Here is a 12510-nt window from a genome sequence, read left to right as displayed (position 1 = left end):
AATGAATGACCGCACTTTCAGATTGATTAAATCCGGCACCCATCAACAGATGGTCTGTTTTCACCATGCAGGGGGAACCGCAGAGTATTTTATGCCTTGGAAAAATGGTATTGCAGATGATACCGCTGTCTACGCCGTTCAGCTTCCGGGGCATGGTTCCCGTATTCAGGAACCCTTGCTGCACGATCTCCATCAAATGGCTGATCAGATTGCGGCCGCCTGTTCATTTCTGCCTGCCCGTCCGACGGTATTTTTCGGGCATAGCATGGGGGCGGCTTTGGCCTTTGAAGTTGCCCTGAGGATGCAGCGACAGGGAAAAAGCATTACTGGCCTTTATGTTTCCGGACGGCTTCCCCCGCATAAAAATACCGGTACCGATTTTTATCGCCAGAGCGAAGAAACACTGCTGAACAAAATTATCTCGCTGCAAGGTGCGGATATGGATTACCGGCAGCCTGAGCTGAAATCGCTGCTGGTGCCGATTTTTCGCGCTGATTTTGCCGCGATAGAAACCTATCAGCGGCGCTGCGAACAGCGACTGAATTGTCCGGTGATTGCCTGTATTGGTGAGGCAGACAGTGAAGTTTCTATCAGTGATTTCAAGCAATGGTGTCAAATTTCCAGCGGAACATTTGAACTGAAATTGTTTTCTGGTGGGCATTTTTATCTGAATGACCAGAGGGAATCACTCTTTGATTTTCTCAATCAATGTTTGGCAAATAAAAATCAGCCAGTGATGAACGTATAAGTAAGGGAAAGAAAATAACAATGAAATATAACGGCAATATCGCGAGTTTATTTGGTTTATATTGTGGGCAGGGTGCACCTTTAGGGTTTGCAATTTTTGCCTTACCCGGCATCTTGCGGGCGCAGGGAGCGGATATGCAGTTTATCGGGCTGGTGGGTTTAAGTATGCTGCCGTGGGCATTTAAATTCTTATGGGCATCATGGATTGAAAACCATAAGCCGTGGGGATTTCGCTCACTCCCCGCAGGGATGGGCTGGATTCAGCTATTTAAGGGGTTATCCCTGCTTTTGGCCGTCCTGCTGTGGTTCTTTGCTCCAGATACTGACATTATCGGTTTATTGGTCTTAATCACCATTATCAACTTCTGCTACGCCAGCCAGGATGTTGCGGTAGATGCTCTGGCCGTTCGGGTGTTTGCCGGTAGCCGGCATGTCAATGTGAACGTCAGCCAGATCGCAGGATTCAGTTTGGGCATGTTATTGGGCGGTGTGCTCAGTCTGTATATCTTCAGTGCGGCAGGGTGGCATATGACGGTGTTGTCATTCCTGTTAATCCAGCTTATTTGCCATCTGCCGTTTATGTGCCATCAGGGTAGCTTCACGCAAGAAAATCAACTGCCCGTTAAACCGGGCAGGGCGTCATTGTGGAAAATCTTCCGTCGCAAAGGCTGGTTGCCGATTATTGCTATGGCACTGTGTTTCAAATTTACCAGCACCATGGGCGTGGCTTTAGTGTCGCCACTGCTGGTTGATATGGGCGTGAATCTGGAACTGATTGCGTTAATATCCGGCGGCGTGCTGATTATCAGCTATATCGCCGGGGCGGTATCGTCCGGTATTTTGCATAAATGGTTTTCCAGCCCGCAATTGACCGTATTCGGGCTGACCGGAAGCGCTTGCTGCTGGCTGGGAACGGCATTATCCCTCATGGCTTCGGCAAACAGCCCGACGATGGTATTCCTGTTCTTTATTCTGGAAGGTTTCTTTTTTAACCTCTGCTGTGTTTCTCTTTTCTCTTGGTTTATGCGCTGGAGTGAAGGCGAAAAAGATCACACCATCGTCCAGCCAGGCACGGATTTCACACTATTGCAGTGCTGCGAAGTTCTCGGCAGTAGCATGGCGATGGTTTTGACCGGTTTATTGGCTCATCATTTGGGATTCACACAAGCATTTACTTTGGCTGCGGCCAGTGGTTTTGCCGTGGTTCTATTGACAATAGTCTGCTTCCGCTACAGTCGCCGCTCTTACCGCGGATTTGACGAACCCCGTTGCATTACGGAGAGAGAATAATGGTAGGTAAAGAACCGGAAAATCAACAAACTGCCTTCAGATGGTTAATGAAATTGGTCAGTAGTCAGCATAAACGGCTGGCTGCTGCCATGTTTCTGGCTATCTGTTATTCGCTGCTGGCATTAGTTCCTTATGTGATCGTTTATCAATTGATTGTCGATTTCCTCAATCAGCCAGAAATCGCCGCTCAACATGTCTGGTGGATGGTGATCATGGCGGCGTTGGCACTAATAGGAAAAATCCTGCTACAACTGGCATCGGGGCTGCTATCTCATCAGGCTGCATTCCAATTGCTGTTTGAATTACGCAAGCAGGTGATAGAGCGGGTTGGGCGCTTGCCATTAAGCACCTGCCATCAACATACCAGTGCGAAACTGAAGAAAATTATTGCCGATGATATCGGCCGGATCGAAACCTTTGTCGCTCATCATCTGCCCGATATGGCCGCCGCGGTGATGACCCCCGTGGGCGCGGCCGTTCTGCTATTTTTCTTTGACTGGCGTCTGGCATTAATGGCTTTACTGCCTTTGCCGGTAGCCATTGCGATGCAGGGCTGGATGTTTAAGGGATTCAATCAACGCATCGGCGCTTATCACCGTGTCGTTGCGGATCTGCATACCAGCGTTGTCGATTTCGTGAAAAGCATGCCGCTGGTTAAAGCCTTTAATATGACCGTCAATTCACATCAGCGCTATACACAGGCGGTCAATGAACACCATCAACTGGTCACGAACTGGCTACGGGATACCCGTACAGCGACGGCACTGTTTAAAATTTCCCTTGAATTGGGGTTACTGTGCATTATGCCTGTGGGGATCTGGTTATTTGCCGACGGGCAGGTGACATTATCTGTCCTGTTTATTTTTATGCTGTTGGGAATTGGCCTGATGGAGCCGCTGTATAACCTGTCTCAGTTTGCCAATATGTTCAGCGATTTACTCAAAGGTGTTGAGAATATCCGTGAGTTCTCTACCTCGCCTGCACAGAAAGAAGGCAAACAATGGGTAGCGATCGATAATTACGACATCTGCTTTAATCAGGTGAGTTTTCATCATCCCGGCTCTGAAACTCAGACTATTAATCAGTTCTCATTTGTGGCAAAGCAGGGAGAGATCACCGCACTTGTCGGGCCTTCCGGCGCGGGGAAAACCACTGCGGCACAGTTGATACCGCGTTTGTATGAGTATCAATCAGGAGAGATTCGGCTGGGAAATACGCCGATTGATGCTATGCCCCTTGAACAACTGATGTCCTTGACCGCCTTTGTTTTTCAGGATGCGTTCATCTTTGAGGATACGGTTTTTAACAATATCAGAATGGGCAATGAGGCATTGTCGGAAGAGCAGATCAAAGCCGCGGCTCAAGCGGCCTGCGCAGATGATTTTATTGACCGATTGCCGGAAAAATACCAGACCGTCATCAGGCCGGAAATCTTAAGCGGAGGTCAGGCACAGCGGATTGCCATTGCCAGAGCGATAGCCAAAAACGCCCCCGTCATTATCCTTGATGAGGCGACAGCTTATGCTGATGCGCGCAACGAATCGCGTATTCAGCAGGCGCTGGCTGCGCTGATCAAAGATAAAACGGTTATTGTGATTGCTCACCGCCTGAATACTCTGACTCACGTTAATAAAATCGTGGTCATGGACGAAGGCAAAAAAGTATTGGAAGGCACCCACCCGCAGTTACTCTCCCATTGTGCTCTATACCAAAAGATGTGGTCAGCGCATCAGGCAGCGAAAGAATGGCATTTCATCACCCGGCCAAAGGCGGTGATTCATGAATAAATTCTCGGTATTAACCGCGTTAATCGGTGTTCCGCTCAAGGGGCTGAAAAGTATGGTCTGTGTTGCTATTGTTGACGCTTTCCTGACTTCTGCGCCTTACGCATTTCTCTATTACATCATTCTGGATATGCTCTCGGCCCAGCCGGATATCCATTACCAATTTATGTTGGCCGCCGCCTGTGCTGTGCTGATGCTGATACGGGTTTTATTGGTGCGGATCCTCTATTTCAATGTGTCATTGATTGGGTTTAATGCCGGCGCGTCATTGAGAAAGCACTTAGGGGAACATTTACGGCGTTTGCCGATGGGTTTTTTCTACCGTTCAGAGATGAGCAGTGTCAATAACACGCTGCTGAAAGACATTGATATGGTTGAGCGGATCTTCACTCACCTGTATGCGCCGATGATCGCAACGGTATCCGTGCTCTGCTTTTTTGCTTTTGGGTTGTTGTTAAAAGATTGGCGTATGGCATTAGCGATGTTATCCACCTTGCCATTAGCCGTCTGTGCCTACTTCCTCACCCGTCGTTATGCCCGTCGCTGGCAGACGCGTGTGCAATCATGGATGTTCCGCTTAAATGATGGGTTGATGGAATATATTGACGGCTTAAAGGAATTAAAAGCCTACCAAATGGTGGGCGGTGCATTTCAGCGTCTCAACCAAGTCTTGGACACCACGTATAAAAAATCTTTAACCGCAGAAAAAGCAGGTGTATGGCCGATATACAGTTTTAATCTGCTGGTGGAATGTGGCTTTATTGTGTTGCTGGTTGCGCTGACCTGGGGCTGGCTGGGGCATTCGCTCTCTCTGGCGGAAGTCTTGGTTTTTCTGATCGCCGTCGTCCGTTTTTTCCGTCCCTTATTAAACATGTCGATGTTTTTAGCCGAACTGAATTATTTTGGTTTGGCCGTTGGCCGCATCCAAAAAGTGTTTGAGATACCTGAACTTTCTCAGGGAAACTTGCGCCCTGATATCACCGCCATGCGGATCAAACTGGAAAACATCGGCTTTGCTTATCCCGATCAACCAGCTTTATTTAACAACCTGAATTTGTTGATTGAAGAAAACAAAATTACGGCTTTGGTCGGGCCTTCGGGATCAGGCAAATCAACATTGGCTTCACTGATTGCCCGTTTCTGGGATATCGAGCAGGGTAATATCTGGGTGGGTGAGCAACATAATCCCATTAACCTTACAGAGATGGATGCAGAATATTGGCAGCGTTTTTTAAGTGTCGTTTTCCAAAAAAACTACATGTTGAATGACACGATTGCCAACAATTTAAAAATTGCCCGTCCAGATGCGACAGAAGAACAATTACTTTCCGTCTGCCGTTCAGCGCAACTATTGCCACTGCTCAACAAACTGCCAGAAGGGTTGGATACCTATATCGGCGCAGGGGGCGTTCATCTTTCCGGCGGAGAATTGCAGCGCCTCTCGATTGCCAGAGCATTATTAAAAGATGCCCCTCTGGTTATTTTAGACGAAGCCACAGCCTCTCTTGATCCGGAAAATGAACGTGAGATCCAGCTCGCAATGCAATCATTAATTCAGCGAAAAACGGTTCTGGTCATTGCGCATAAATTATCGTCCATACAATATGCGGATAAAATTGTGGTGATGGATCAGGGCGATATTGTTGAAGAAGGAACGCATAGCGCACTGATCGACAGGCTAGGCTTATATCATGAATTATGGCAATTACAACAACAGACGCAGAGCTGGGGTATGGGTACTGGGTGTGAGTAATATTTTGTAATATAAGGATGTGTTGATAAAAAAACGTCCGGGAATAATTAATTACCGGACGTGGTTTTATTGAATGAGGTTGGAAATAATAAATATAGGTGGATTTGAATAATTATTTTTATATTGTTGTCAGCGGTATTATTATTTTAAATAGTGATGGTTGTCTCCGTTTCGACGTTTAATAAATATATTTTAGATGCTGGATTCGATTAATAAGCTAACCACCATAATGACTATGATACAAATGCAACATCGTTAATCTGGAAATAAACATATTGGTATTCCCTTGAATAATTTATTCGGTGTTTTTTCACCCCGAAAAATTCGGGGTGATATTGAGTCGGTTCACCAAAAAATTTATCTCCTGTTCAGCACTTAAATCTTTCCAAAGTAACCGCTGTATTCATTTTTTATTTCTGGTGTTATTTCCACGGCTTTCTTAGCAAAATAACGGCGAGTCAGCGTCTTCAGATGAGCCTGTTTAGAACAATTTTCTGCTCAAAAAAAACCGGACACTTTTTTTAAGGCCATTGTATATTCCACGGACGTTAAATAATCATTGGCCATGTGTAATCGTGTTAAATTGTAGTAATGTAGATAATCCAACACATCTTTTTTCATCTCCTCATGTATTTTCATGATGTGTTTTGAATAACCAATCCTGTTTTAAACTGTAGTGATGTGATGGACTATCAGGGCAAAGGGTAATCCTCCCATTTTTCATGGAGGTTAAAAGTAGAATTTAAGCAACACGTAATATATGTTGCTTTGGTGTATAGCCACCTAATGCCATATTGGGTCTTTCATGATTATAAAACCACTGCCATTTTGTTGCAGAGTCTTGTAATTCACTCAAGGAAGCAAATAAATAGTGTCCCAGCCAGTCATAACGAATCGTTCGATTATAACGCTCAATATAGGCATTCTGTTGAGGTTTTCCGGGTTGGATAAAATTCAACACTATCTCATGCGCCTTCGCCGATGCCTGAAATTCATGGCTGGTGTCACAACGTATTGAAGCAGGTTTTCCCCACCACTCCATCAGGTGCTCCAATGTTCGTATTACACGATAATTGGGCAATGAAAAATCAACCTCAATAGTGAGCGCTTCGCGATTAAAATCATCAATAATATTGAGCAAACGCACCGAACGGCCATCTAACAACTGATCATGCATAAAATCCATTGACCCACTTTCATTAGGTACATCAGGCACTTTCAAAGGTTCGGGTTGTTCGCGTTTCGACTGTTTCTTGGGTTTAATGCGTTTTATTCAGAGCCAGTTCACAATAAATCCGGTAAACCCGTTTATGGTTCCAAAGAAACCTTTTCACATTGCGTAAATACAAGTAGCAAAGCCCAAATCCCCAATTACGCTATTGTCCCGTAATATTCAGTAACCACGCCGAAATCTGCTCATTTTCGGCAGACAAACGGGGCTTATAGTGATAACTGCTTTCACTGACCAATGATCGGTTGGGTCGTTTAAGCGGATCACGGCTCTGTCTGTAATAGTTATGACTCTGTCATCAATGGTACTATTTGTATATCCCCCTATCAGATTTCTGCAATTCTCGATGGACGAACATAAAATGCAATATATTTTTATTATTTGAAATTTCAAATGAAGTATTTTTCCTATACTGGTCAAGATAGTTTCAAATAGTGCGAAAGTTTTTTTATTTTCTTCTGTAACGCTATGTAAAATACATATAATTTTTTCAGTGAGGATTGCTGAATCAATAACTTGTATCTTGCAAACGAGATGCATTCATATACTGTATATAATTTAGTAATTAAGCTTCAATTGATAAATTTTTAACTATTGATGGGTAAAATACGTTTAAAATAAATAAATCCATGTCTTACATCCTGAATAATCATCTGTTTTATTTCTACTAAATAGACGTAATGTGTACCTATTGTAATTGCACTATATTATCCTCAAAATTGGCCAATGTTTCTTGTAACATAAAGACATTGCAATCGAATCTCGTTTTCTCTAGACACGACTGACTTTATAAAGCTCATGGCAGACACAAAATTTGTAGCCTGAGGCATACTGTAACATAGTAATATTTTTATTTTATAATATTATGAATTGCTGCGTCTTTTTATTTAAATAATTTGATAACAACCATCTAAAACTGCAGGATACTATAAGATTATTTATGTTGAGAGGTACAATTTAATTAGCACGTCTCTATAATATCTCTCTCTTTAATATTATTTCAATAATAATGAAAATATTAATTTTATTATATTAATTACATGATTCTAATAACACTAGATTGTTATCATTGTAATTATGGATGATTAGTGTATTATTTAAAATTTAATATATCACACTCCATTAAATATGTATATTTTCAAGTGTATTGGTGCGGTTATCTGTTTTTTCTTTATTAATTAATAACGATGCTGGCACCTCTATTCCATCCATATCAATAGTTAGTAGCTGAAGCCAAAAATCTTTTGTTGCAACAAAAATTTTTCCTTTAGAATATCTAATTTCACCAGCTTCTTCGATGTTTGACGGGATATTAGTAACATTAGCTGAAAGCACTACAATCTTTAGATTTTTTTTTGTTAAAAAATACGCACCTGGGTGACGATATGCTGCTCTTATATGTCTTTCTAATACCTGAGCCTCAAGCTGGAAATTCAGATGATAATCAGAGGATTTTGGACGACCAAAGTAACTACGGTTTTGCATATTTTGGGGTTTATAAGAAAAATTATTATTTACCATAAGAGGTATCAAATCTAATAACATTAAAACATTTTGATCTTCCTGAAAGGTTCTCAAACCAATGCAAGTTTCTTTTTCTGAAAAGTGAATAGAGCGTTGCATAATTATATCACCCGTATCAAGCCCTTCATCCATTTTAATAGCACTAATGGATGTTTTAGTTTCACCATTTTTTATCATCCAATAGAATGGTGCCAATCCTGCATAACGAGGTAAAGGACTTGGATGAAAATTAATAGGCATAGCATTAGGAATATCCAGTAGCTCTCTAGTTAATAACTGTTGAAAATTGGCAACAATAAAATAATCTGGATTAACTTCTTTTATTGATATTATAGTTTCTGGCGAATTTACCTTTTCTGGTCGTTTAATTGTCACCCCCAATGATATAGCTTCCTTTTCTATATTTACAGAATACCTATCATTAATAAAATAGTCACATTCCTTATTTGGAGGCGAAGTTATAACCATTAGCAACTCAATCATTGGGTGTGCTGACAATATTCTTAGAAACGGAGATCCTAGTTTTGAATTAATCTCAGTGAATAGTACTATTTTAGTTTTTTTAGACATAACAATACTCAGATTTAAAAATCAAAAGAAAATATTAGTTGATTTACCGCCGACCAAAACATTTCCAGCTAGCTGTAAAATAGCATCTTGTGCTACTGCATGTTGACACATCGTCTGTGCGTCACGAAGCCAGCGATCAAGAGGAGATTTCCGATAAACTGAACTACCACCAAGCAAGTTGTACATAGATTGTACGATATTACGAGCTGTCTGAAAGGCATTATAACGAGCCAAAGCAGTCACAACGCGATAATCTGAAGCAGGTTCATCACCTTCCAAAATATTTTGCCACTGTTTTTCAAGACTGGTATAGACTGATGCTCGTGCAGCGGCAAGTTCCATTTCGGCACGGGCGATGGCGGCTTGAATACGAAAATCTGTAATCCAAGGAGTGTTAGTTTCACGATCAACACGATTTTGCACTTGATCCCGCACATAATCCAAGCAAGAACGAGCCATTCCTAAAGGAATTCCTGCCATCTTTCGAAGGATGGTATCAGGTGAATTATAGAGAGGTCCTAGACGGTATGGCTGTGAAAATGAAAAGCTGTGTTTTTCAGGCACAAAAAGCTTTTCAACCGAGTAATCTAAACTACCACTACCAGCTAGTCCAGTTGTGTGCCAAGTGTCTATAATGTTAAATTGCTCTGGTTTTGCAACCATAATACGCCAGTGTTGTTCTTCTCCGGTAATCGGATCTTTCTCTAGTGCTCCATTACAGTAGACTAATACACCGCATATCAGTACATCACAGTGAGTTATCCCGCTACCAAATCTCCAATTACCACTGACAACATATCCTCCGTCAACACGTTCAGCACGCCCCTGTGGATGAATCCATCCTGAATTAGCCATATCAAGATGAGGATATAAAGAGCGTGCGATATCGGGAGGTAAAAAACCAGAATATATCCCAGAATCCATACCAATCATACTGCACCAAGCCGCAGAAACATCACCTGTGGCAAGAATCTCTATGAGTTGTGTCTGCTGAATAGATGTCAACTCAGGTCCCCCCCATTCTTTAGGCATTGCTGCGCGAAAAACACCTGTGTTTCTTAAAAGGTCAATGATATTTTGAGTAAGTCTCCTGTTATTTTCAATTTTTTCGGAATTCTCTTTTAATATCGGAACAATACTCTTAGCCTTATTAATAATATCTTCTGCATTATTTGGAATAACTTCATTGTAATTAGACATAAGCCCCATATTTTCCATTTGCATTTCCTTATTTTATTAATTAGAAATAACGCCCGGTGGAAATAATTCCATTAGGGTCTAGTATGCTTTTCAACTTTTTATTAACTTCACGCTCAGTTTGTGAATAATACTGTTCAAGAAAATGAGTGTGATTAATATCTAAACGGTAAGGATAAAATCCTTTATAAGTAAAGTGTTCATAAATCAAATCTAGAGTTTCATGTGCTTTACTTATCTGATTTTTTACTGGTGGAAATTTTATTGAAATAACTAAGTCTATAACATCAGAAGATAACGCATTTACAGTTGTACCAATTTTGACGCCTGTTTGGTTAGAAATATCATCAATAATAGATAGAGCTTCGACAATAGTTTCTCCTTTGAACGGTATAAAAGCTAAAAAGAAAAGCCAACCACCACCTTTACTATCTACCTCATTAGCATTTTGCCCAGTAGCCGCACGAAGCATATGCTCATTCCATGTAGGATCACCAGCATAAGCATGTTCTACAACTTGTAAAACAAAGTCATTTTTGTCTGAACTAATTTCATTTGAGTGAGTTATTTTTGTAAATATTCCACTGTCTTTGGCTTCTTCAAACAATATAGATATAGTGGCTTCCACTTTCTTATGATTACCAGACACGCATATCAAGGTGAGATGTTCATCCACCGAGCCACCGTAAGATTCAGTAGAAACAGTGTCATAGATTTTTAGTACACCAGAGACCATCTCCTGTGCATACCAGTCTCTGAACAAATTGACAGCGCCTAACAGTTTTTTCCTAAGAAATCGTAAATGCAAAACAGTTTGTTTTTGTGGTCTAGGTAATAAGCGAACTACGGCTCCAGTTATTATTCCAAGATTAGATTGAGTATAAAGGTGCAATAATGAAGGACCATGTCCAAATGTATTAAATGCAGTATCTCTCTCTGCGTGTGGCCACCATCCGACTTTAATTTTTTCACCGTCAGGGGTTATCACCTCTAGTCCTAACAAGTCGTCAGTTCTTTGGCGACGTAATCCAACTCCACGCTCCAGAATATTACCTACCACACTTGTGTGCCCAGAGGAAGCTGTCACGTTCAGCATTCGTGAACTATCTTTTAATAGCTTAGCTAAATTTAGCTGTGTTACACCAGGTTCGATTATAGCCCATCCATTTTCGATATTTATTTCTCGGATCTCTGTTAATCTATCTAGAATTATAATAATAGCATCTTCACTGACAGGTTCTTTAGATCCCAACCCCCAATTATATCCAGAACTGACTATATGTAATCCTAATTTTGGATTATTTTTATTCATTAGATGGACAATCTGAACTACTTCATTGATCGAACCAGGTTTAACAATAGCGTTAACATTTTTTGGCGAAAATAAACTTACATTTCTTCCCAAGGTAAGAGTTGACATTTCATTGAATTTAATTTGAATATATGTTTCACCGACTATATTTTTTAGTTCTAATATAATATTATTCAAAGAGCAAACATCACTTTGTTTTTTTTCTATTATATCCATAATATTTAGTTCCATTAATATGAAATAGAAGACAATTTTCTTTACTCAGAAAATGGCCTTGAAGGCGCTGTACCCGGAAGATAAATATGTTTATACGGTCGTTCACCATAAGGCCATTGTACATGAGCCATTACTCGAATAACTCGAGGTATCATGATGCTGGTTTTATTTTCTACAGCACATAAAGATGGAATTTTTATTCCAGAGTCGTAGAGTACCAAAGGAGGTAACTCATTGGTAAGGTCGGGTGTAATAGTAAAAAATAAACTTACAAAATCAGTAATTGATAAATTATTTTTAGACATAATTTCATCAATAATTAATAACGTATTTGAAGTAATACTTTCAGCTGTATCAGAATCGACTTGAACTGCACCACGAATAGCAACTAATTTGATTAACGGAGGTGTGGTTTTTATCTGAGTATAAGACATATTTCACCCTACCAATCTAGTGTTAATAATATGACACTACGGTTATTATTTAATTTACACATTTAAAATTGCGAGACAACTGTATACCATGGTTAAACTTCAAGTCAATAAATTATTATATTTTTCTCTCTGAGATTATAAAATAAGTGTAATCTTAATGACGTATAGTTAAATAAATTATTTCCATATTAAATTATTTTAATTTTAGCTTCTGGTTAATTCTTTGTTTTTCAATGTATTAACACTCAATGATCGCATATTAAAATTGAAGATTTCATACAAAACAATAATTTTTCAGTATAAATTCATTTTACTAAAATATAAGGTCATGACTCCAAAGCGTTATAATGATATTTTTCAATATATGTCCCAATGAGTTTTTCGTGGATTTCTATTGAGCGTGAATAACAAAGGGTTCTTCTTGCCAGCCGCTTGATATGGATGCGCAGATT

The 12510-nt window shown here is 40.5% G+C and carries 10 protein-coding genes and 1 pseudogene; 4 read left to right on the top strand and 7 right to left on the bottom strand.

The window, feature by feature from the left end:
• Window position 1: 1 nt before the first annotated feature.
• From NXS07_RS06190 to NXS07_RS06175, 4 genes are read left to right on the top strand one after another with little or no spacing between them, the layout of a single operon-like run.
• Entirely contained in the window at window positions 2-748 is a 747-nt protein-coding gene (locus NXS07_RS06190; RefSeq protein ID WP_258086377.1) for a thioesterase II family protein, read from the top strand.
• Window positions 749-768: 20 nt separating this feature from the next.
• Window positions 769-2037 (top strand): MFS transporter, encoded by a 1269-nt coding sequence (locus tag NXS07_RS06185; protein WP_258086376.1) that lies wholly within the window; start codon window positions 769-771, stop codon window positions 2035-2037.
• 47 nt (window positions 2038-2084) lie between these two features.
• Entirely contained in the window at window positions 2085-3824 is a 1740-nt protein-coding gene (locus tag NXS07_RS06180; RefSeq protein WP_308686596.1) for an ABC transporter ATP-binding protein, read from the top strand.
• Window positions 3817-5574 carry an ABC transporter ATP-binding protein gene (locus NXS07_RS06175; protein WP_258086374.1) on the top strand — a complete coding sequence of 586 codons (1758 nt, stop codon included), beginning with the start codon at window positions 3817-3819 and terminating at the stop codon, window positions 5572-5574. Before NXS07_RS06180 ends, NXS07_RS06175 begins: the two co-directional genes overlap by 8 nt.
• Before the next feature lie 498 nt (window positions 5575-6072).
• Here NXS07_RS06175 and NXS07_RS21800 read toward each other — a convergent pair whose 3' ends face one another.
• The 7 genes and pseudogenes from NXS07_RS21800 to NXS07_RS06140 form a co-directional block, all read right to left on the bottom strand.
• The gene (locus NXS07_RS21800; RefSeq protein WP_368859245.1) at window positions 6073-6213 is read right to left on the bottom strand and encodes an IS3 family transposase; all 141 of its coding nucleotides are present in this window, start codon (window positions 6211-6213) and stop codon (window positions 6073-6075) included.
• Window positions 6214-6316: 103 nt separating this feature from the next.
• Window positions 6317-7040 (bottom strand): annotated as a pseudogene (locus NXS07_RS06165) (IS3 family transposase); the annotation flags it as partial.
• An 887-nt stretch (window positions 7041-7927) separates the two neighbouring features.
• On the bottom strand, window positions 7928-8899 hold the full coding sequence (locus NXS07_RS06160) for a methionyl-tRNA formyltransferase (protein WP_080718335.1): 972 nt from the start codon (window positions 8897-8899) through the stop codon (window positions 7928-7930).
• A gap of 21 nt (window positions 8900-8920) precedes the next feature.
• A complete protein-coding gene (locus NXS07_RS06155; protein ID WP_230579720.1) occupies window positions 8921-10117 on the bottom strand; it encodes an acyl-CoA dehydrogenase family protein in 1197 nt (398 codons plus the stop codon).
• A 22-nt stretch (window positions 10118-10139) separates the two neighbouring features.
• Window positions 10140-11624, bottom strand: a complete 1485-nt coding sequence (locus tag NXS07_RS06150; RefSeq protein ID WP_258086373.1) for an FAD-binding oxidoreductase — start codon at window positions 11622-11624, stop codon at window positions 10140-10142.
• Window positions 11625-11665: 41 nt separating this feature from the next.
• Window positions 11666-12058 (bottom strand): chorismate mutase, encoded by a 393-nt coding sequence (locus NXS07_RS06145; protein WP_051869172.1) that lies wholly within the window; start codon window positions 12056-12058, stop codon window positions 11666-11668.
• A gap of 326 nt (window positions 12059-12384) precedes the next feature.
• A partial coding sequence (locus NXS07_RS06140) for an IS1 family transposase (protein WP_230580987.1) occupies window positions 12385-12510 on the bottom strand: 126 nt, incomplete at its 5' end.

It is taken from the genome of Xenorhabdus bovienii (genome assembly GCF_024721015.1).
Taxonomy (GTDB): Bacteria; Pseudomonadota; Gammaproteobacteria; order Enterobacterales; family Enterobacteriaceae; genus Xenorhabdus; species Xenorhabdus bovienii.
Note: the sequence above shows the minus strand (reverse complement) of the source record. Positions and strands in the feature narration are given on the sequence as shown.

Coding starts and splice junctions, on each gene's coding strand:
- NXS07_RS06155 (WP_230579720.1), bottom strand. CDS start 10,117: ATGGAAAATATGGGGCTTATGTCTAATTACAATGAAGTTATTCCAAAT.
- NXS07_RS06180 (WP_308686596.1), top strand. CDS start 2,085: ATGAAATTGGTCAGTAGTCAGCATAAACGGCTGGCTGCTGCCATGTTT.
- NXS07_RS06175 (WP_258086374.1), top strand. CDS start 3,817: ATGAATAAATTCTCGGTATTAACCGCGTTAATCGGTGTTCCGCTCAAG.
- NXS07_RS06190 (WP_258086377.1), top strand. CDS start 2: ATGAATGACCGCACTTTCAGATTGATTAAATCCGGCACCCATCAACAG.
- NXS07_RS06150 (WP_258086373.1), bottom strand. CDS start 11,624: ATGGATATAATAGAAAAAAAACAAAGTGATGTTTGCTCTTTGAATAAT.
- NXS07_RS06160 (WP_080718335.1), bottom strand. CDS start 8,899: ATGTCTAAAAAAACTAAAATAGTACTATTCACTGAGATTAATTCAAAA.
- NXS07_RS06185 (WP_258086376.1), top strand. CDS start 769: ATGAAATATAACGGCAATATCGCGAGTTTATTTGGTTTATATTGTGGG.
- NXS07_RS21800 (WP_368859245.1), bottom strand. CDS start 6,213: ATGAAAATACATGAGGAGATGAAAAAAGATGTGTTGGATTATCTACAT.
- NXS07_RS06145 (WP_051869172.1), bottom strand. CDS start 12,058: ATGTCTTATACTCAGATAAAAACCACACCTCCGTTAATCAAATTAGTT.